Annotated in this window: 19 protein-coding genes and 2 tRNA genes; 14 read left to right on the top strand and 7 right to left on the bottom strand. The window is 71.9% G+C overall.

The features are described 5' to 3' along the window. Positions 1–366: 366 nt before the first annotated feature. Entirely contained in the window at positions 367–858 is a 492-nt protein-coding gene (locus QQS16_RS21130) for an SSI family serine proteinase inhibitor (protein ID WP_286063393.1), read from the bottom strand. A 158-nt stretch (positions 859–1,016) separates the two neighbouring features. Here QQS16_RS21130 and QQS16_RS21125 point away from each other — a divergent pair. The 3 genes from QQS16_RS21125 to QQS16_RS21115 all read left to right on the top strand — a co-directional run bounded on the left by QQS16_RS21125 (position 1,017) and on the right by QQS16_RS21115 (position 2,084). After that, positions 1,017–1,107: transfer RNA gene (locus QQS16_RS21125), tRNA-Ser, on the top strand. Positions 1,108–1,294: 187 nt separating this feature from the next. Beyond that, positions 1,295–1,367, top strand: a tRNA-Arg gene (locus tag QQS16_RS21120). Between the two features lie 216 nt (positions 1,368–1,583). Further along, the gene (locus tag QQS16_RS21115) at positions 1,584–2,084 is read left to right on the top strand and encodes a hypothetical protein (protein WP_286063391.1); all 501 of its coding nucleotides are present in this window, start codon (positions 1,584–1,586) and stop codon (positions 2,082–2,084) included. A 132-nt stretch (positions 2,085–2,216) separates the two neighbouring features. Here the strand turns inward: QQS16_RS21115 and QQS16_RS21110 are convergent, their stop codons facing one another. The 4 genes from QQS16_RS21110 to QQS16_RS21095 all read right to left on the bottom strand — a co-directional run bounded on the left by QQS16_RS21110 (position 2,217) and on the right by QQS16_RS21095 (position 4,951). Continuing rightward, a complete protein-coding gene (locus QQS16_RS21110) occupies positions 2,217–2,876 on the bottom strand; it encodes a hypothetical protein (protein WP_286063390.1) in 660 nt (219 codons plus the stop codon). Between the two features lie 254 nt (positions 2,877–3,130). Next, on the bottom strand, positions 3,131–3,673 hold the full coding sequence (locus QQS16_RS21105; protein WP_286066400.1) for a GtrA domain-containing protein: 543 nt from the start codon (positions 3,671–3,673) through the stop codon (positions 3,131–3,133). 338 nt (positions 3,674–4,011) lie between these two features. After that, positions 4,012–4,413 carry a hypothetical protein gene (locus QQS16_RS21100; protein WP_286066399.1) on the bottom strand — a complete coding sequence of 134 codons (402 nt, stop codon included), beginning with the start codon at positions 4,411–4,413 and terminating at the stop codon, positions 4,012–4,014. 43 nt (positions 4,414–4,456) lie between these two features. Then, the gene (locus tag QQS16_RS21095) at positions 4,457–4,951 is read right to left on the bottom strand and encodes a MarR family winged helix-turn-helix transcriptional regulator (protein WP_286063389.1); all 495 of its coding nucleotides are present in this window, start codon (positions 4,949–4,951) and stop codon (positions 4,457–4,459) included. 94 nt (positions 4,952–5,045) lie between these two features. Between QQS16_RS21095 and QQS16_RS43985 the strand changes: the two genes are divergently transcribed. The 8 genes from QQS16_RS43985 to QQS16_RS21055 all read left to right on the top strand — a co-directional run bounded on the left by QQS16_RS43985 (position 5,046) and on the right by QQS16_RS21055 (position 15,529). Next, complete coding sequence (locus QQS16_RS43985; RefSeq protein ID WP_502963818.1) at positions 5,046–5,531, top strand: HGxxPAAW family protein; 486 nt, start codon at positions 5,046–5,048, stop codon at positions 5,529–5,531. A 66-nt stretch (positions 5,532–5,597) separates the two neighbouring features. Then, a complete protein-coding gene (locus QQS16_RS21085; RefSeq protein ID WP_286063388.1) occupies positions 5,598–6,491 on the top strand; it encodes a DUF2797 domain-containing protein in 894 nt (297 codons plus the stop codon). Between the two features lie 274 nt (positions 6,492–6,765). Then, entirely contained in the window at positions 6,766–7,503 is a 738-nt protein-coding gene (locus tag QQS16_RS21080) for a response regulator transcription factor (RefSeq protein WP_286063387.1), read from the top strand. Next, positions 7,503–9,110: a sensor histidine kinase gene (locus QQS16_RS21075; RefSeq protein WP_286063386.1), complete on the top strand. Its 1,608-nt coding sequence runs from the start codon at positions 7,503–7,505 to the stop codon at positions 9,108–9,110. Before QQS16_RS21080 ends, QQS16_RS21075 begins: the two co-directional genes overlap by 1 nt. 14 nt (positions 9,111–9,124) lie before the next feature. Beyond that, positions 9,125–10,684 carry a bifunctional glycosyltransferase family 2/GtrA family protein gene (locus QQS16_RS21070; protein WP_286063385.1) on the top strand — a complete coding sequence of 520 codons (1,560 nt, stop codon included), beginning with the start codon at positions 9,125–9,127 and terminating at the stop codon, positions 10,682–10,684. After that, entirely contained in the window at positions 10,681–12,936 is a 2,256-nt protein-coding gene (locus QQS16_RS21065) for an ArnT family glycosyltransferase (RefSeq protein WP_286063384.1), read from the top strand. Before QQS16_RS21070 ends, QQS16_RS21065 begins: the two co-directional genes overlap by 4 nt. A 153-nt stretch (positions 12,937–13,089) precedes the next feature. Continuing rightward, positions 13,090–14,598, top strand: a complete 1,509-nt coding sequence (locus tag QQS16_RS21060) for an MFS transporter (protein ID WP_286063383.1) — start codon at positions 13,090–13,092, stop codon at positions 14,596–14,598. A 172-nt stretch (positions 14,599–14,770) separates the two neighbouring features. Further along, a complete protein-coding gene (locus QQS16_RS21055) occupies positions 14,771–15,529 on the top strand; it encodes a TetR/AcrR family transcriptional regulator (RefSeq protein WP_286063382.1) in 759 nt (252 codons plus the stop codon). A 161-nt stretch (positions 15,530–15,690) separates the two neighbouring features. Here QQS16_RS21055 and QQS16_RS21050 read toward each other — a convergent pair whose 3' ends face one another. After that, positions 15,691–16,161, bottom strand: coding sequence for a PPOX class F420-dependent oxidoreductase (locus QQS16_RS21050; RefSeq protein ID WP_286063381.1), 471 nt, complete (start codon positions 16,159–16,161; stop codon positions 15,691–15,693). Positions 16,162–16,356: 195 nt separating this feature from the next. Beyond that, entirely contained in the window at positions 16,357–16,722 is a 366-nt protein-coding gene (locus QQS16_RS21045; protein WP_286063380.1) for an STAS domain-containing protein, read from the bottom strand. Between the two features lie 223 nt (positions 16,723–16,945). On the opposite strand from QQS16_RS21045, the gene QQS16_RS21040 reads away from it, so the two are divergent. The 3 genes from QQS16_RS21040 to QQS16_RS21030 all read left to right on the top strand — a co-directional run bounded on the left by QQS16_RS21040 (position 16,946) and on the right by QQS16_RS21030 (position 18,877). Then, positions 16,946–17,668, top strand: coding sequence for an ANTAR domain-containing protein (locus QQS16_RS21040; RefSeq protein ID WP_286063379.1), 723 nt, complete (start codon positions 16,946–16,948; stop codon positions 17,666–17,668). Positions 17,669–17,721: 53 nt separating this feature from the next. Then, positions 17,722–18,426, top strand: coding sequence for a GAF and ANTAR domain-containing protein (locus QQS16_RS21035; RefSeq protein WP_286063378.1), 705 nt, complete (start codon positions 17,722–17,724; stop codon positions 18,424–18,426). A gap of 61 nt (positions 18,427–18,487) precedes the next feature. Beyond that, the gene (locus tag QQS16_RS21030; protein WP_286063377.1) at positions 18,488–18,877 is read left to right on the top strand and encodes a tumor necrosis factor receptor family protein; all 390 of its coding nucleotides are present in this window, start codon (positions 18,488–18,490) and stop codon (positions 18,875–18,877) included. Positions 18,878–18,902: the final 25 nt, after the last annotated feature.

Genomic DNA, 18,902 nt, shown 5'->3' with positions numbered 1-18,902 from the left:
GGCCCGCGACGTGTCACGCGAGGGAGTCTAAGGGCAGCGGTTGCGCTCGCGACGCCGGATGAGAGGGAGGTCGCACGACGAAGTGACGTAGAACGTGTGACCGCATACGCGACCGCGCCTCTGCGCTCCCCCTTCCCCCGGGCGTGACCTGGGCGGGACGGGACGGCACCGGGACGCGGTCTGGACGGGACCCGGGCCGGAACGGTCCGGGACTTTTACGGATCCGGGGCGTCCGCCATGGAACGGCGGGGGGACCCTCGGTAGCCGTAGCCGCAACGCAACCGCAACCGCAACCGCAGCCGCAGTCGCGGCGGTGTGGGCTTGGTCCCGGCTGGTTCAGGGGTCCAGGTCGGCCGGGCCAGGAGTTCAGAGCTCGGGGAGCAGCGGCACGAGCCGGTCCCACCGCCCGATCTGGCAGCCGTCGCTGCGGTCGAACGTGGCGTCGACGGGCCGTCCGGCCCAGGTCCCGGTGACCCGCGCGGTGGCCGGCCCGCCGTACTGCATGGTGCAGAAGTTGTCCTTCGGTGCGGGGGCGAAGACGTCCTTCCCCCACCGTGTGTTCCGGTCGACGGCGGCACAGGCGCCGCCGGCGTCGGGATGGGTCCCCCGGCTGGGGTGGCAGTCCACCTGGAACGTCCCGTCGGCGGAGGCGCCCGCGTTCCGCACGGTGACGACGAGGTGATCACCGACGGGTGACCGGTCCTCGTCCCGGACGGGCGGGGGCGCCATGGAGGGGACGGCGGGAGCGGCGGCCGCCGTGGGCACCGCGGCGATGGACACGACCGAGCCCACGGAGCCGACGGCGACGAGGAGCCGGGTGAGACCTGGGAACCGGCCGAGCCGGGTGACCTGCGACATGCCCTGACCAACGCGGTGGGCCACGGGACGTTGCGCCGCCCATAAGGACTTTGCTCTGCGGGCCGCCTGCCTAGTACCGTGGGAGGCGATTGGTGACACCCCGCTCGACTGTGTCATCATCTGCACGCACCACTCGCGCTCGCGCGGGAGGTTGTGCGGGAGGCGTCGCCTAGTCCGGTCTATGGCGCCGCACTGCTAATGCGGTTTGGGCCTTAAAGCCCATCGAGGGTTCAAATCCCTCCGCCTCCGCACCTGATCACGAAGCCCCGGTCCGCAGACCGGGGCTTCGTCGTTCCCCGCCTCCCCCTTCTGACGCGTTTCCGCAGCTCACAAGCGGTATGGCAAACGGATTTCACATGGCGGCGGCAGTCATGTAATGTTCTTCCTGTCGCCGCGAGCGGCCCAGAAGGGCCAAGAACGGCGAAAAACAGAACAAGCACTCGTAGCTTAACGGATAGAGCATCTGACTACGGATCAGAAGGTTGCAGGTTCGAATCCTGCCGAGTGCACAGTAGCCAGAGGGCCTATGGAGTGATCCATAGACCCTCTGGCTTTTGTGTTCCACCCGGTCGAGCGTCGGGCCTCGTGCGTTGTCGCGGGTCATGTCCGACGAAGGGGTGGAACTCTCCAGGGCAGTCCCGTTCGGAAGCGCGGTCGTTCGGGTATGTCATGGGCCTGCCGATCGGGGCTGTGGCTCGGGGCGGGCTTCGGGGGAGGGGGCACTGGTGCGGAACGGAGTGGAGGGTCTCGGGCTCGGTGAGATCCGCGGCGACCACAGCGTCATGAGCCCGACCACCGGTGTCGCGCTCCAGGTGTTGCGGGGGTTCATGTGGCTGGGCTGGATCGCCCTGCTCGGGGCTACCGTCTTCAACCCGTCCGCGGTCGGCATGAACATCATCGGCATGACTGCCGTGGTGGCCGCGGTGTACGCCTGGATGTTCGGATGGCGCCGGCTGAGCGCCCGGCTCGGGGTCAACAGGTGTTATCTGTGCGCGGATGGCGTGGCCGTCAGTGACCGGTTCGGCCGGATACGGGACTCCGTGCCGTGGAGCGAGGTGACGGGGGTGCAGGAGACGGCGATGGTGGGACTGGTCACGGCCTGCGTCCGCGTCGAGATGCACAGAAGCCGTAGCCCCGTGCCCCTGTGGTTCGTGGCACCGGGAGCGAAGTCCTCTCTGGCCCGGGCTCTGCTCGAGGAGGGCAGGCGCAGCGGCGTCCTCGAGTAGGCCGGAGACCCCTGGGCCGGAGACCCGTAGGCCGGAGACCGGTAGGCCGTGGACGCGCACGGGCCTGACGGCGACTCGGCTTCCTGGCGCGGTGGGGCGACGGGCGCGCCGGTGTGCGAGGTCCTCGCGGTGTCAGCCGTAGAACGGGCCCGGGGTGTGCCAGGTGGAGTGGCCGAAGGTGTTGTCGTCGGCGACGGTGACGTTGATGTCGGTGACCTTCAGGCCGTACTGGGTCGGCGTCATGCCCTCGGGGCAGTCGACCTCGACGGCGGGGAAGTTCACGTAGAAGCCCGGGCCGGTGTCCTGGTCGGGGTAGCGGGCCTGCTGGGAGAGGACCCAGGAGGTCTGCGTGGTGTAGTACGTGTGCGTCAGCGGCTGCTGCTCGGTGCGGACGACGAAGCCGGTGTCGTGGTCGAAGGTGCCGTCGGGCTGGAGGCAGCCGAAGGTGCGTGCGGTGTCGGCGTACGCGTCGAAGCGGTCGTCGGTGCTGGGCAGGCCGGCGAGGTAGCCCGGCTGGTGGCGGACGTTGTGCAGCTCGACGTCCAGTTTGAAGCCGCCGCAGCCCGGCGTGGGGTCGTAGTCGTGGTAGGTGTTCAGGCATTTACGGTCACCGAAGTAGGCGGTGGGGTCCGGGTGGTAGGCCTTCGGGACGACCGTGCCGTGGAACTTCACCGTCGCCGAGACGCCGCCGGTGGTCGGGGCCGGGATGTCGACCGTGGTCACGGCCTGGGCGGGGCCCGAGGCGGACAGGGCCAGACCGGTGCCGGCGAGCAGCGCGATGGCCAGTCGCACCGGGCCTCCGCGGATGCCTCGCGCTGCCGTGCGTCTGGTCCGTCCGACGCGCTCGGTCGGCGCGGTCGGGCCGGTGGGTTCGGGCAGCTCGGGCAGCTCGGTCGGTTTGATACGCGTGCGCCGTGTACTCCAGGTACTCCACATGGTCCTCGGGTTCCGCGTGGTCTGCATGGGAAGGAATCCCCCCTCGTGCACCACAGGGGTGCACTCTCACCTGAACAGTGACATGGGCACGCTAGCCCGTCATCGGGCAGTCATCCGGCAAACGCCTCAGCCCTCACAAACGGAAGGTTCCAGTCGTCGCCCGTCCTGCGCTGGGTGGTCGTCCTGGGCTCCGGCTCCTGCCGTGTCCTCCGCTCGCGCGTCGCCGGCTGCCGGCGGTCGCCGGTCGCGAAGACGAACAGGCGCAGGACCAGGAAGCGGCCGATCCCGGCGAGACCGGACGCGGAGAGGTAGACCGCCTGCTCCCACAGCACGCTCGGCGACGACTGGACCACGTGCAGCAGGAACACCGCGGCGCAGGTCACCACATACGCGGCCGTGGCCGAGCCCGCGGACTGCCAGTGCCGGCGCCAGCCGGCGCGGCGGCCCGTGCCGAAGGTGAAGAGGGCGTGCAGCTCGGTGCACAGGAGGGTGGACGCGACGGTGATCACCGCGTTCGCCACCGCCCAGGGCACCGCCTGGGCGAGCAGCGGTACGGCGAGGCCGGCGAGGAGGCCGATGCCGCCGCCGCAGATCACGAAGCGGATGAAGGAGGCGAAGGGGCCCGGGGCCGCGGAGGGCGCGGCGGACGTCATGGGAGTGGTGGGCGCGGCGGACGTCATGGGCGCGGTGGGCTTGGAACGTACGGGGATCGTGGAGGTCGCCGGCGTCGTGCGGGCCGCTCGTGGCTCGCAGCGCGCGGGCTGCGGCTTCGACGTGAGCAGCGACTCCATGACGATTCCTTCCGGACGGGCGGTGAACCTTGGGGATTCAGCTGACACCGGCCGGACTTCAATCGGCCTTCAGTCGAGCTTCAGCTGGGATCAGCCAGGTCCAACGATGCCCTCGTCCGCTAGCGGGAACGATGGAGCGCCCTACCGGATCGGGGGTGGAGCCAGCACCACCATGCCCGGGGGGTCACCCCCGACTGCGGTCACCGCAGGAGTCGCAGGAAACCGCCGCGTGCCGTGCCCGAGCCCAGGAGTTGGGGCCAGTCGATCACGTCCGGTATCCGGTCGAGGGACAGGACGATCGCGCCGCCCGCCTGTTCCGCGTCGCCGCGCCAGGCGGCCATGGCGTCCATGCCGTCCTCGCTCGCGCCGGTCCCGTCGAGGACCGGGGCGACCATGGCCGGGATCATCAGACCGGCCTCGCCCGGCCCGTCCACCACGCACACGGTGGGCTTGGGGAGCAGGCTCCAGCTCTGGCACAGGGGCACCGATCCGTCCGGCGCGGTCACCGACGGCAGTCGGTCGTGGAGGGGGGTGTCGGCGAGGAGGAGTACGGGAGGGCCGGGCGGCGTGGCTCTTATGAACAGGGTGTTCTCGGGATTCATCAGCACCGGGCCACTCTCGCAGGGGCACCCGGCGCCGTACGCGTCACTCCCCCTCGGCGTCCCGGTCCCGGTCCCGGAGTTCCTCGATGTAGCCGTGGGCGAGAGCCGTCGCGCGGGTGAACCAGTCGGTGATGGCGGCGAGTTCGTCGGTGGAGTAGTCGGCGAAGAGGTCGGTCAGGCGGGCGTAGTGGGGAGCGTAGAGGGCCACGACCCGGGTGACCGCGTCCGGGACGGCGGCCACCCGGACCCGGCGGCGGTCCGCCGGGTCGGGGACGCGGGTGACGTAACCGGCGCGTTCGAGACGGTTGAGGATGCCGGTCACGCCGCCGGTGGTGACGTGGGCGCGTTCGGCGATCTCGCCCGCTGTCAGGAGGTTCTCGCCGGCCTGGAGGACGTAGGCGAAGCACAGGAGGTCGGTGACGTTGAGGCCCAGTCGCTGGGCCATCTCCTGCTGGCCGAGGAGGTGGGCGGCGATGAGGGAGTCCATCGCCGACAGCGCCTGGGCCGGAGTGGCGGTGGGGCGCGACGTGGCTGGCATGACGGGTTTCTGTTTCCCTTAGCTTGTGAGAGATTAAGGCCGTAAACTTCTTAGGTCGTGAGGTAACTCGTCCGACGAGGAGGAAGGCGGGCACATGAGCGCACATCAGTATGACGAGGGGCACACGGTCGCGGGCTGGACCGGGTTCGGCATCGCCACCGTCGGGACGACGGTGCTGGGTGTGGGGGTGTGCCTGGTGTCGGTGCCGCTCCTGGTGGTCGGCGCCGGGATCGACGTCCTGAGCCTTCTCGTCACCTGGGCCCTGCATCTCACCGGCTGGGGCAAGCCCCCGGGGATGCGGCCCAGGGCGGAGTGGGGGATGCGGGTGCGGGACACGAGTGCGCGCGTCGGGCACCCCGGGTGCGTCGGGTGCCGGCTGGCGGGGCGGGGGGTTCGCCGTACGCGTACGAGCCGTACGCGTACGGCGGGGGTGGCTGCGGTGGATGGGGCGGTGGAGGGGGCGCCTGCCGCCACCAGGGCCGGGGCCGGGGGCGGGGGCGTAGCAGGAGCTGGGGCCGGGGGCGAGGTCGTGTGCGGGGCCGGTGGGCCGGTGTCGGCCACCGCTCCTTCCGGGGGTTGAGGTCCGCGCCCGCCCCGGACGCCGCCGGCCTGCCGTTGTCAGTGGTGCCGCCTACCCTCGGGAGAGATGGCACAGGCATGGAGGTGCGCGGGGCTGCGGTGGTCGGCGGACGGTCCCGTGCTGGTGTGGGACGGCGGGCGGCGCAGTGCGCTGACCTGGGGGAAGCGGGTGGCCTTCGAGGTCGCGGAAGGGGGCGTGCGGACATGTGTGGGAGCGCGGGGGCATCCATGTCCGACGCGGGCGGCCGTCTCGGCCCGGAGTACGGGGGCGCGCTGCGAGGAGTGCGCGCGGCTGGACCGGGCGCACTCCGTGGCCGCCGACACCCTGGCGGACGATCCGCGGCCGTACCGGGTGTATCTGGCGTGGTTCGGGCCCGGCATGCTCAAGGTCGGCATCACCGCCGAAGAACGCGGCTCCGCGCGCCTGCTCGAACAGGGCGCCGTCTGCTTCAGCTGGCTGGGCATCGGCCCGCTGATGGCGGCGCGGCGCACCGAGGAGCTGCTGCGTGCCGCACTCGGGGTGCCGGACCGCATCCCGTACGCCGACAAGCGGGCGGTACGGGCCCGGTTGCCGGGAGCGCGGGCGGAACGGGCGGCTGAGATCACGGAGTTGCACGCCCGTGCCGTGATGCTCGGCGGGTGGCCGGAGTCGCTGACACCCGCGCCGTGCCGACCTGTCGATCACGTCGACGTGTTCGGACTCACCGGTCTGGTCACCGACGCCGGCACCGGGTCTCCCACCACCGTCCAGGTGCGCGAGCTCGTCGCGGGCGGCGCGGTCGGCGGTCGGCTGGTGGCGGCAGCGGGGCCCGACCTGCACCTGGAAGCGGCCGGCGGGGTGGTGGTGCTCGACACGCGGCTGATGACCGGGTGGGAGCTGGTGCCATCCGCGAGCGGTCAACTGTCCGTGCCTGTGCGGGCGTTCAAAGAGACGGCGGTCGTGCAGGACGGGCTGTTCTGAGTCGCGGTGAAGGCCGGTTCGCGAGAGAGGCGCACCCCGGCGCACCCACGAACTCCTCCCGGCAGGTGCGGGCCGGCCCCATGGCGGCGACCGGGTGCGCGCCGGTCACCGGGTGTGGGCCGGTCCCACACCGGGCTTCCCGTTCCGGTGGTGGCCCGGACGGGTGGGCTTCCCAGCGCTTCCCAGTGCTTCCCTTAGAGTCGCCTGTGCGTTTCTCAGGAAAATCACAGACAGCCGAAAGGGCGTTCTCAGGGGGCCCCGAGAAGGTTCGAGCATGACCACGACCTCGCCCCAGGGGCGCACCGAACTGCTGAGGCCGGACGGGAGCCCCGTCCGAGTGCTGGTGGTGGACGACGAGTTGTCGATCACCGAACTGCTGTCCATGGCCCTGCGCTACGAGGGATGGCAGATCCGGAGCGCGGGTGACGGTACGGGCGCCATCCAGACCGCCCGTGACTTCCGACCCGACGCCGTCGTCCTGGACATGATGCTGCCGGACATGGACGGGCTGGCCGTTCTGGGGCGGCTGCGGCGGGAGCTGCCGGACGTGCCCGTCCTGTTCCTCACCGCCAAGGACGCCGTCGAGGACCGTATCGCCGGGCTGACCGCCGGGGGCGACGACTACGTCACCAAGCCGTTCAGCCTCGAAGAGGTCGTCGCCCGGCTGCGCGGGCTCATCCGGCGCTCCGGTGCCGCCGACCGGCGCTCGGACTCCACGCTGGTCGTCGGTGACCTCACCCTGGACGAGGACAGCCACGAGGTGTCGCGGGCCGGGGAGAACATCCACCTCACCGCCACCGAGTTCGAGCTGCTGCGCTTCCTGATGCGCAACCCGCGGCGGGTGCTCAGCAAGGCGCAGATCCTCGACCGTGTGTGGTCGTACGACTTCGGCGGGCAGGCCAATGTGGTCGAGCTCTACATCTCCTACCTGCGGCGCAAGATCGACGCCGGTCGTGAGCCGATGATCCACACCCGGCGCGGCGCCGGCTACCTGATCAAGCCCGCCGCCTGATGAGCGGGCGACGACGGCCACGTACGCAGCAGAAGCGAGCGGGCACGCCGCGCACCCTGCGGAGCCGGCTCGTCGTCGCCTCGGTGGTGCTGATCGCCGTGGTCTGCGCGGTGATCGGCACCGTGACGACACTGGCGCTGCGGTCGCATCTGTACGAGCAGCTGGACGGGCAGGTGAGGGAGGTCGCGGCGCGGGCGTCGGGCGACTTCGAACCCCCCGGCGGCAAGGGCGGCGACGCCAAGAACCCCGGCCCGCCGCCGAAGAGGACCCTCGACCAGCTCGTCCTGAACGGTCCGCAACCGAGGGGCACCGTCGCGGCGCAGGTCGTGAAGGGCTCCGTCACCGAGGGCAGGGTCGGCGAGAAGAACGCCGACGACTACGAGATGGACGCGGTCGAGCTCACCGCGGCCCAGCTGAAGGCGCTCGACTCCGTCCCCGAGGACGACAACGCGCACACGGTCGAGATCCCCGGGCTCGGCGACTACCGCGTCACCTACGCGGACGGCCCCAACGGCACCTACTACGTGGCCATCCCCACCGCCGAGACCGACAGCACCGTCACCACCCTGATCCTGGTCGAGCTGAGCGTCACCGCCGCCGGCCTGGTCGCGGCCGGCATCGCGGGGTACGTGCTGGTCGGCGTCGCCACCCGCCCCCTCCGCAAGGTCGCCGCGACCGCCACCCGGGTCTCCGAACTCCCCCTGCACACCGGCGAGGTCAACCTCAGCGAGCGGGTGCCCGAGTCCGAGACCGACCCGCACACCGAGGTCGGCCAGGTCGGCGCCGCGCTGAACCGGATGCTCGACCACGTCCACGGCGCGCTGCACGCCCGCCAGCAGAGCGAGACCCGCGTACGGCAGTTCGTCGCGGACGCCAGCCATGAGCTGAGAACCCCGCTCGCCTCCATCCGCGGATACGCCGAGCTGACCCGGCGCGGCCGGGAGCAGGTCGGCCCGGACACCCGGCACGCCCTGGGCCGGATCGAGTCCGAGGCCGGACGGATGACCTTCCTCGTGGAGGACCTGCTGCTGCTCGCCCGCCTGGACGCCGGCCGGCCGCTCCAGTTCGAGCAGACCGACCTCGTACCGCTCGTCGTGGACACCATCAGCGACGCGCGCGCGGCCGGGCCCGACCACAACTGGCGGCTCGACCTGCCCGACGAACCGGCGCTCGTGTCCGCGGACGCGGCCCGCTTGCAGCAGGTGCTGGTCAACCTGCTGGCCAACGCCGGCAAGCACACACCACCCGGGACGACCGTCACCGCGCGCGTGCAGCGGCGCGGGCCGTGGCTGTGCGTGGACGTGGAGGACGACGGTCAGGGCATCCCGCCCGAACTGCTGCCGCGGGTCTTCGAACGGTTCGCGCGCGGCGACTCCTCGCGTTCGCGTGCCTCCGGGTCGACCGGTCTGGGCCTGGCGATCGTGCAGGCCGTCGCGACCGCGCACGAGGGCGCGGTGACCGTCGACAGCGTTCCGGGGCGCACCGTGTTCACGTTGCACCTGCCCGCGCCGGGCCCGGTGAGCCCTTGTCCGGCGCCCGGAACGAACTGGCAATCGCACTCACAGGCGCAGCACAGCGCCGCCACATGGGTGCAACAGGGGGCCTGACCAGAGTCGTCGGCATGCGAACCGACTCTTCTCCCGGCACCCTGCCGGCGCGGGAGCACCTCCCGGCCGCAGACGCCGGTACGCCTGTCCTGGACGTAGTGATCCCCGTCTACAACGAGGAGAAGGACCTCCGGCCGTGTGTGCTGAGACTGCGCAACCACCTCAAGCGCACGTTCCCGTACGCGTTCCGCATCACGATCGCGGACAACGCGTCGACGGACACCACCCCGCAGGTGTCCGCGCGGCTGGCGGCGGAGCTCCCGGAGGTGCGGGCCTTCCGGCTGGAGCAGAAGGGCCGCGGGCGGGCCCTGCGGACCGTCTGGTCCGCCTCGGACGCCCCGGTCCTCGCCTACATGGACGTGGACCTGTCCACCGACCTCAACGCCCTGCTGCCGCTGGTGGCTCCCCTCATCTCCGGCCACTCCGACCTGGCGATCGGCTCCCGGCTCGCCCGTAGCTCGCGGGTGGTCCGCGGGCCGAAGCGCGAGTTCATCAGCCGCGCCTACAACCTCATCCTGCGCGGCTCCCTCCAGGCCCGCTTCTCGGACGCGCAGTGCGGCTTCAAGGCGATCCGCCGCGATGTCGCCCAGGTACTGCTGCCGCTGGTGGAGGACACCGGCTGGTTCTTCGACACCGAGATGCTGGTCCTCGCCGAGCGGGCGGGCCTGCGGATCCACGAGGTGCCGGTGGACTGGGTCGACGACCCGGACTCCACCGTCCACATCGTGCAGACGGCGACCGACGACCTCAAGGGCGTGTGGCGGGTCGGCAAGGCCCTGGCCGGCGGCTCCCTGCCGCTGGACCGGATCACCCGCCCGTTCGGCGACGATCCGCGCGACCGCGAGATCCAGGACGTACCGACGGGGCTGGCCCGTCAGCTCGTCGGGTTCTGTGTGGTCGGCGGCCTGTCCACCCTCTTCTATCTGCTGCTCTACAGCGTCTTCCGGCAGTTCGGCGGCGCGCAGCCGGCCAACGCGCTCGCGCTGCTCGTCTCGGCGGTCGCGAACACGGCGGCCAACCGGCGCCTGACCTTCGGGGTGCGCGGGCGGACCGGTGCCGCCCGGCACCAGGCGCAGGGCCTGGTCGTCTTCGGTATCGGCCTCGCGCTGACCAGCGGCTCCCTCGCCGCCCTGAACGCGGCGACCGCCGACCCGGCGCACTCCACCGAGCTGGCCATCCTCGTCACCGCCAACCTGGCCGCGACCGTGCTGCGCTTTCTGCTCTTCCGGGCCTGGGTGTTCCCCGACCGGCGCCAGGACCAGCCCACGACAGTGGTCGCAGGCCACCTGCCGTCCCCGCCGGCCCACGTCACGGTGCCATCCAGGAGCCGGCACGAGCGCCGGCCGCACCACCACGCGCCGCTGCCGCAGCGCCCGACGGCGCAGTACGCCACAGCGCCGCAAGCCTCGCACGAGACGGACCACGAGACGCCGCCCGAGCCGACCTACGGCACGGCGCCCGAGCCGAGCAACGGGCAGGCATTCGACCCGGCCCACGACACCACGTACCGGCAGGCATTCGACCCGGCCCACGACACCACGTACGAGACCACCGACCCGAGGGACCTCCGATGACCACGCACACCGACCAGCCGGCCCCGCGGAGCCCCGCCGCGTGGGAACCGCCGACCACCGGTACCGACACGGCCGTTCAGGAGCCCGTGGCAGTCGGGGCCCCGCCCGCCCCCGAGTCCGGTGAGCCCTGGCAGCCCCTCGTCCGCGGACTGTGGCGGGGCCGGCCCGAGGATCCCCGCTGGGCGCGCCCCGCGTTCCTCGGCCTGCTGCTCGCGACCGCCGTGCTCTACCTCTACGACCTGAGCGCCTCCGGATACGCCAACTCCTTCTACTCCGCGGCCGTCCAGGCCGGCAGCGAGAGCTGGAAGGCGATGTTCTTCGGCTCGCTGGACGCCGGCAACGCCATCACCGTCGACAAGCCCCCGGCCTCGCTGTGGCCGATGGAGCTGTCGGTCAGGATCTTCGGCCTGAACTCGTGGGCGATCCTGGCCCCCGAGGTCCTGATGGGGGTGGGCACGGTCGCCGTCGTGTACGCCTCCGTGCGCCGCCGGTCCGGCCCCGGGGCCGGTCTGCTCGCGGGCGCGGTGCTCGCGCTCACCCCCGTCGCGGCGCTGATGTTCCGGTTCAACAACCCGGACGCCATGCTGGCGCTGCTGATGGCGCTCGCCTGCTACTTCGTCACCCGGGCCCTGGAGGACGGCCGGACCAAGTGGCTGGTGTGGGCCGGTGTCGCGATCGGCTTCGCGTTCCTCGCGAAGACGCTTCAGGCTTTCCTGATCCTGCCGCCGCTGGCGATCGTGTACGCGCTCTGCGCTCCGGTGGCGCTGAAGAGGCGCTGCGGGCAGCTGGCCCTGGCGACGGTCGCGCTGGTCGTCTCCGGCGGCTGGTGGGTGGCGATCGTGGAGCTGTGGCCCGCGTCCTCCCGTCCGTACATCGGCGGCTCGCAGAACAACTCCTTCCTGGAGCTGACCTTCGGCTACAACGGCCTCGGCCGGCTGAACGGCGAGGAGACCGGCAGCGTCGGCGGTGGCGGTGGCGGTGGTACCGGACAGTGGGGCGAGACCGGCTGGGACCGGATGTTCAGCTCCGAGATCGGCGGCCAGGTCTCCTGGCTGCTGCCGGCCGCGCTGATCCTGCTCGTCGCCGGGCTCGTGGCCACCCTCCCCCACTCCCGGCTTCGCTCGAGGGGAGGGACCCCCATGCCCGAGCGGACCTCCGCCACCCGTGGTGCGTTCCTGGTGTGGGGCGGCTCGCTGCTGATCACGATGGTGGTCTTCAGCTACATGGCGGGCATCTTCCACCAGTACTACACGATCGCCCTCGCCCCCTATCTGGCCGCCGTGATCGGCATGGGCTCGGCGCTCCTGTGGGAGAGGCGCGCGGAGAGCTGGGCGTCGCTCGGCCTCGCGGCCGCGGTCGTGGCGAGCGCCGCCTGGGGGTACGTCCTGCTCAACCGCACTCCGGACTACCTGCCCTGGCTGAAGTGGCTGGTCCTCGTCGGCGGCCTGGTCGCCGGGCTCGGCCTGATCTTCGTGGCCCGGCTGGGCCGGCAGCTCGCGCTCGCCGCGGTGGGCCTGGGCATCGTGGCCTCGCTGGCCGGTCCGGCCGCGTACACGCTGAGCACCGTCGACTCCGCGCACACCGGCTCCATCCCGACGGCCGGGCCGGCGGGCGCGAGCATGATGGGCGGCCGGGGCGGCGGTGGCGGCATGGGCGACGGCCTGCCCGGCGGCGGCCAGAACCAGCAGAACGGCAACGGGAACACACAGGGGCAGGGCACTCCGGGCGGCGGCACGGGCGGCACCGGCGGCTTCCCCGGTGGTGGCATGCCCGGCCAGAACGGCACCCCCCAGGGCCAGGGCCAGACCCCGCAGGGCAACGGCTTCCCCGGCGGGGGAGGCGCGGCCCTCGGCGAGGGCGGCCGGACGGGCGGCGCGGGCATGGGCGGCCTGATCAACGGCGCCTCCGTCACCGCCGAGGCGAAGAAGCTGCTGGAGGCGGACGCCGACCAGTACACCTGGGCCGCCGCGGCCATCGGCGCCCAGAACGCCGCGAGTTACCAGCTCGCCACAGGTGACCCGGTGATGGCGATCGGCGGCTTCAACGGCACCGACCCGTCGCCGACGCTGGCCCAGTTCAAGGAGTACGTGGCGGACGGAAAGATCCACTACTTCATCGCCTCCGGTTCCGGCGGTGGCATGGGCGGCTCCGGCGACGGCACGTCCTCGCAGATCACCACGTGGGTCGAGGCCACCTTCAAGAAGGTCACGGTCGGTTCGGCCACCTTCTACGACCTCACGCGGCAGGTGTAGGGGGCCGGTCGGCCCCGCGGTCGGCGGTCGGCGGCCCTGTGGCCGGCGGCCGACTCCGGACGCCTGACGTCACGGAAGGGCGGTGGCTCCGGTCACCGCCCTTTTCCGGCGCCGTCTTGTACGCCGTATAGGATGTGTTCTACGCTGTACAGCATGACGACGTCTTTCCAGGAGCAGGCCGCCGAGCGGACCCAGGACGCCGGCCACCCCCAGCGCTGGCTGATCCTCGGGGTCATCTGCCTCGCCCAGCTCACCGTGGTGCTGGACAACACCGTCCTGAACGTCGCGATCCCCTCGCTCACCAGCGGGCTGGGCGCGGCCACCTCCGACATCCAGTGGATGATCAACGCGTACTCGCTGGTGCAGTCCGGGCTGCTGCTCACCGCGGGCAGCGCCGCCGACCGCTACGGCCGCAAGAAGCTGCTGACGGCGGGCCTGGCCATCTTCGGCGCGGGGTCGCTGGCCGCCGGACTGGCGGACTCCACGGGGCAGTTGATCGCCGCGCGGGCGGGCATGGGCGTGGGCGGCGCGCTGCTGCTGACCACCACCCTCGCCGTGGTGATGCAGATCTTCACGCCCGCGGAGCGCGCCAGGGCGATCGGCATCTGGGCCGCGGTCAACGCGCTCGGCTTCGCCTGCGGCCCGCTGGTCGGCGGGTTCGTGCTGGACCACTTCTGGTGGGGCGCGATCTTCCTGATCAATCTGCCGGTCGTGGCACTGGGCCTGGTGGCCGTCTGCACGCTGGTCCCGGAGTCCAAGAATCCGCAGGGCGACCGCCCCGACCTGCTCGGCGCGCTGCTGTCGACGATCGGCATGACGGCCTTCGTGTTCGCGATCATCTCCGGCCCCGAGCACGGCTGGACGTCGGGACGGGTGCTGGGTACCGCGGCCGTCGCGGTCGTCGTCCTGAGCGCGTTCGGGTACTGGGAGAGCCGGGTCCCGTACCCCATGCTGGACCTCCGTTTCTTCCGCAACCGCCACTTCACCGGCGCGGTCGCGGGGCTGGTCCTGATCACCTTCGGCATGACCGGCTCGCTCTTCCTGCTCACCCAGCACATGCAGTTCGTGCTCGGCTACGGCCCGCTGGAGGCGGGCCTGCGGACGGCACCTCTCGCGCTGACGGTCGTGGCGCTGAACTTCTCCGGCCTGTCGGCGCGGTGGGCGGGCGGACTCGGCCTCCCCGTCGCCATCGGGCTGGGCATGGCGCTGATGTCGGCGGGCCTGGTGTCGATCGCGACGGTCGCCTCCGGTGGGTACGCCGGCACGCTGCTCGGGCTGCTGCTCATCGGGGTGGGGTGCGCGATCGCCAACCCGGCGATGGCGCACGCCCTCATGAGCGCGATACCGCAGGAGAAGGCGGGGGCCGGAGCCGGTATCAACGGCACGCTGGCGGAGTTCGGGAACGGGCTGGGGGTGGCGGTGCTGGGCGCGGTGCTGAACGCGCGGTTCGCGGCGCTGCTTCCGGCCGCGGCGGCTTCCTCGCTGCCCGCCGCGCTGGCCGCCGCGGGGTCGGCGCAGGAGCGGGCGCGGGTCACCGACGCGTTCTCCTCCGGGCTTCAGACCAGCCAGTTGGCGGGGGCGGTGGCCGTGCTGCTGGGGGGACTGGTCGCCGCCGCGTTGCTGCGCAGGGCGGAGCGGGCAGACTCCGGGAGGGTCGCCTAGGGGCCGGCGTCGTCTGTCGCGGCGTCGGGAACGCGCGGGGCCGGGCAGGCGGGGGGTGCGGGTTCGTCGTGGCCGGCCGCACCCGCGCGGGCGGCAGCACGCCGGACACGGTCTCGTGCCCCCTCGGGGGCGCCTAAGCTGGCCGGCACTGAACGATCAAGGAAGGTGCGCCATGGTGGAAGCGGCCCGGCGGGCGGCGCGGACCAGTGTCTGGCTCGCGGGCAAGGCGCGCCGCAGCGGGCGTGGCGGCGGACAGCCGTCCGGGCTGGACCGGGAGCGGATCACCGAGGTCACCGTGCGGTTGCTGGACGCCGAGGGACTGGCCAAGTTCTCCATGCGCCGGCTCGCCGCCGAGCTGAACGTCACGGCGATGTCCGTCTACTGGTACGTCGACACCAAGGACGACCTCCTCGAACTCGCCCTCGACGCGGTCTTCGGCGAACTGGACCTGCCCGACCCGGAGTCCGGCGAGGACTGGCGCGACCAGTTGCGGTCCCTGGCCCGGGAGTACCGGAGCCTGCTGGTCCGCCATCCCTGGCTGTCGCCGCTGGTCGGCACCTATCTCAACATCGGCCCGAACAACCTCGGCTTCTCCCGGGTCGTCCAGCAGGTCCTCCGCAGGACCGGGCTGCCGGCGCACGGCGTCGCCGGGGCCATCGCGGCCGTCTTCCAGTTCGTGTACGGCTACGGCACGATCGAGGGCCACTTCTTCGCCCGCGTCGCGGACACCGGCATGACCCCGGACGAGTACTTCCAGGAATCCATGAGCACGGCAACGCGCTCCCCGGACGCCGCCGAGGTCGTCCAGGAGTCCACGAGGCTCATGGAGGCCCGCGGCGTCGACACGGTCGAGGAGATGATGGAGCGGGACTTCACGTTCGCCCTGGAACTCCTGGTGGCCGGCATCGAGGCGATGGTGCACAGGACCTAGTGCCGTGGCAGGCAACGTTCGCCCCGTCGCGACGCCCGGCACGCACTCTCGCCGCACCGGCCGAAAGCCCAAGTACATCCAGTACGAGGGCTTCCGGCCGGCACGCCGAGAGCACGCACCGGACGCCGCTCCTTGACGGGCAAACGTTGCCTGCCGCGGCACTAGTCGCCGGACACCAGCCGCGCCGGGAAGCCGCCCGTCGCCACCGGTCCCCACCGTTCCGGCGTGACCCGGATGATCGACTTGCCCTGCTTGAGCATGGCCGCCCGGTACTCGTCCCAGTCGGGGTGCTCACCGGCGATGTTCCGGTAGTACTCCACGAGCGGTTCGACGGAGTCGGGCGAGTCGATGACCTCGGCCGTGCCGTCGATCTGCACCCACGGCCCGTTCCAGTCGTCGCTCAGCACGAGCAGGCTGACCCGCGGATCCCGGCTGGCGTTGCGGGTCTTGGCCCGCTCGGGGTAGGTCGAGACGACGATCCGTCCCGAGTCGTCGACCCCGCAGGTCAGAGGGGACCCCTGGGGGCTGCCGTCGGCCCGCCGGGTCAGCAGGATCGCGTGGTGCCGGGGCCGTACGAAGTCCAGCAACTCGTCCAGCGATACGGAGGTGTTGGTCGCGATGTTCGGTGCCATGGCGTCAGCCTAGGACCCCGCCGCCGAGTGCCCGTTCAGGCGCCCGGCAGGACACGCACCCCGGAGTTCCGTCCAGAGCACCCGTCAGGAACACCCGCGGGACACCGAAGGGAGTATCCGCACACGGTGTTCCGCCAGGGCGCCCGTCAGGAACACCCGCGGGACACCGCACGGAACGCCCGCCCCGGCCCCCCGTCAGGCCTCCAGCGCCTCGCCGAGGTTGTCGTAGACCGGCACGTCCCGCCGCACCCCCGTCAGCTCGAGGACGCGGCCGGCGAAGCCGTCGGGGACCGCGACCACCCGCAGCCGTACCCGGGGCGGGAGCCGGAGGCGGACGTCCTCGACGAGGCGGACGCCCTGGGAGTCCATGAAGTCGGTCCTGGTGAGGTCCAGGACGAGCAGCCGCAGCCGGTCGGCGCGGGCGTCCACGGCGGACAGGATCCGGTGCAGCAGTTCGTCGGCGTTGCAGAAGTCGATCTCGGGCGGGAGCACGAGCAGGGTGGTGCAGCCGGGCAGATCGCGAAGATCACGCGGCTCGCACGGATTCGGGAAGGAGGTCACGGCACTCACCTGGCAGACAGACGATCGTCCGGATTCCGGGGAGGCCACTTCCTGACCTGTCGCCCTCATTGCACCACGCCGGGGAGCGGGTCCGGAAGTGCCCCTCGCCTCCGGCCACCGGACGTCACTTCGGCGCAACCAAGCAGCTAAAGTGCTGTCCGTCCTGTGCTCGCAGTCGGGAATGTGCTGCGGAGCTCTCCTGCGCACGTCCGTTCGGTCGTGCATGCCGAAGAGGTTCGTGGTGGTTGCGTCCGAGTTCCCTGATTTGCCCCGTTTTCCCGCCGGTTTCGAGCTGGCGGAAGCCCTCACGGTGGCAGCTCAGCAACTGCACGACACGGTGACCCCGCACAGCACCATGCGCACCGCGGTCCGTCTGGCCGTCCATCTGCTGCCCGGTGCCGACCACGCCGGCATCTCCGTGATCGAGCGCTCCCAGCACCGCCACACGGTCGCCTGGACCGACGAGGTCGTACGCTCCGCCGAGACCGGGCCCACCGGGCGCGAGCAGGTGCCGTACTGGGAGCAGCTGTGGAGCGCGCCCGTCGTACGGCTGGAGGACAGCGAGGCCGACGACGGCGGAGCCCCGCTCGCCGAGCTGGGCCTGCGTTCGGCGCTGTCGCTGCGGCTGCGGACCGACCGCCGTCGCCTCACCGTGCTCACCGCCTACGCCCACAAGCCGCGCGCCTTCGACGAGGCCGCCACCCGCGTCGGCCGGCTGTTCACCGCGCACGTCAGCCTCGCCCTGGACTCGGCCACCGTGCGCGAGCAGCTGACGGAGGCCATGCGCACCCGGGACCTGATCGGGCAGGCCACCGGGATCCTCATGGAACGGATGGACATGGACGCGGCGGAGGCGTTCGAGTCGCTGATCAAGGCCTCGCAGCGGGAGAACGTCAAGCTGCGCGACCTCGCCCGCCGCATCGTCGGCACGAGCCAGACCCCGTGACGGTGCGGGCGGCGCCAGGCGTTAACGGTCCCTGACGGGATATCCGTACGTCCATGAGCCTTGAGACGCCCGACACGCTGGAGATGGCCATCGTGCGCAGCAGCGGCCTCGACACGCTGCTGCGCGATCTGACCGATCGCGCGGTGGAGGCCGTGCCGGGAGCAGCCGCGTGCAGCATCACGGTGCGCCGGGCCGACCGGCTGCTGACCCTGGCCGGCAGCCGGGGTCTGCCCAGCGGGCTCGACCAGCGCCAGTACGAGAACGGCGCGGGGCCGTGCGTGCAGGCCGCCGAGACGGAGACCGAGCAGTACGCCCCCGACCTGGCCGAGGAGCGCCGCTGGCCCGCGTACACGGAGTACGCGCTGTCCGCCGGCGTGCACTGCGTCCTGGCGATCCCGATCGCCGTCCAGGGGGAAAGAGGCGCCGCCCTCAACCTCTACGGCGTCGCACCCGGCTCGCTGGAGCGGGGCCGGGAGGCGGCCCGGACGTTCGCCGCCCGGGTGAGCGACGCGATCGACGTCGCCCTGCGGGTCGAGCGCCGCCGGGAGTCGGCGGCCGACGTGCGCACGGCGCTGCTCTCCCGCAGTGTCATCGACCAGGCGGTCGGCATCCTCATGGCGCAGGAACGGATCGACGCCGGGATCGCGCTGGAGCGCCTGCGCCGCGTCTCGCAGGACCACAACGTCAAGCTCAGGGACCTGTGCAGCGACCTGGTGGCGCGGGTGAGCGGTGAGCGCTCGGCACGCGGCCGCACCTGACGGGCGTTCAGTTCGTCCGGACGCCTGCGAGGCCGGGCCCGCAGCGCCTACCGTGGCCCGCATGAGCGCGGAGGACCTCAGTCCCGAGGCACAGTGGCCGCTGCCACCCGCCTGGATGTGGGACTGCGCCGAGTGCGTCCGCCGTTACGAGGCGATGAAGCACATACAGGCGGTCATCGCCGGACTGACCGCGGAGGACCCGGGCGTCGACTGGGACGTCACCGACAGCATCGTGGGCACACAGATCAGTCTGAGCCGTCATCTGGCCGACGCCCACCGCGCGTCGCTGCCCGACTGGGACCCGTCCTGCGCGACCTGCGCCGGCCACCGCGACTCCGTGGCCAGGACCCGGCAGCGCTCCCCCGGCCTGCTGCCGGGCGCCGTCATGATCGCCGAGGAACACCGCGCCCGCCACCTGTTCGCCCCGCCCCGCATCGTGGGCCTCATGTGAGCCCCGCCGTCGCCGGGTCACCGGG

Source organism: Streptomyces sp. ALI-76-A (assembly GCF_030287445.1).
Taxonomy (GTDB): Bacteria; Actinomycetota; Actinomycetes; order Streptomycetales; family Streptomycetaceae; genus Streptomyces.
Note: the sequence above shows the minus strand (reverse complement) of the source record. Positions and strands in the feature narration are given on the sequence as shown.

What these genes read in the sequence shown, in the direction of transcription:
- QQS16_RS21130 (WP_286063393.1), bottom strand. Translation starts at nt 858, where the DNA reads ATGTCGCAGGTCACCCGGCTCGGCCGGTTCCCAGGTCTCACCCGGCTC.
- QQS16_RS21105 (WP_286066400.1), bottom strand. Translation starts at nt 3,673, where the DNA reads ATGACGTCCGCCGCGCCCTCCGCGGCCCCGGGCCCCTTCGCCTCCTTC.
- QQS16_RS21100 (WP_286066399.1), bottom strand. Translation starts at nt 4,413, where the DNA reads ATGAATCCCGAGAACACCCTGTTCATAAGAGCCACGCCGCCCGGCCCT.
- QQS16_RS21095 (WP_286063389.1), bottom strand. Translation starts at nt 4,951, where the DNA reads ATGCCAGCCACGTCGCGCCCCACCGCCACTCCGGCCCAGGCGCTGTCG.
- QQS16_RS43985 (WP_502963818.1), top strand. Translation starts at nt 5,046, where the DNA reads ATGAGCGCACATCAGTATGACGAGGGGCACACGGTCGCGGGCTGGACC.
- QQS16_RS21085 (WP_286063388.1), top strand. Translation starts at nt 5,598, where the DNA reads ATGGCACAGGCATGGAGGTGCGCGGGGCTGCGGTGGTCGGCGGACGGT.
- QQS16_RS21080 (WP_286063387.1), top strand. Translation starts at nt 6,766, where the DNA reads ATGACCACGACCTCGCCCCAGGGGCGCACCGAACTGCTGAGGCCGGAC.
- QQS16_RS21075 (WP_286063386.1), top strand. Translation starts at nt 7,503, where the DNA reads ATGAGCGGGCGACGACGGCCACGTACGCAGCAGAAGCGAGCGGGCACG.
- QQS16_RS21070 (WP_286063385.1), top strand. Translation starts at nt 9,125, where the DNA reads ATGCGAACCGACTCTTCTCCCGGCACCCTGCCGGCGCGGGAGCACCTC.
- QQS16_RS21065 (WP_286063384.1), top strand. Translation starts at nt 10,681, where the DNA reads ATGACCACGCACACCGACCAGCCGGCCCCGCGGAGCCCCGCCGCGTGG.
- QQS16_RS21060 (WP_286063383.1), top strand. Translation starts at nt 13,090, where the DNA reads ATGACGACGTCTTTCCAGGAGCAGGCCGCCGAGCGGACCCAGGACGCC.
- QQS16_RS21055 (WP_286063382.1), top strand. Translation starts at nt 14,771, where the DNA reads ATGGTGGAAGCGGCCCGGCGGGCGGCGCGGACCAGTGTCTGGCTCGCG.
- QQS16_RS21050 (WP_286063381.1), bottom strand. Translation starts at nt 16,161, where the DNA reads ATGGCACCGAACATCGCGACCAACACCTCCGTATCGCTGGACGAGTTG.
- QQS16_RS21040 (WP_286063379.1), top strand. Translation starts at nt 16,946, where the DNA reads ATGCCGAAGAGGTTCGTGGTGGTTGCGTCCGAGTTCCCTGATTTGCCC.
- QQS16_RS21035 (WP_286063378.1), top strand. Translation starts at nt 17,722, where the DNA reads ATGAGCCTTGAGACGCCCGACACGCTGGAGATGGCCATCGTGCGCAGC.
- QQS16_RS21030 (WP_286063377.1), top strand. Translation starts at nt 18,488, where the DNA reads ATGAGCGCGGAGGACCTCAGTCCCGAGGCACAGTGGCCGCTGCCACCC.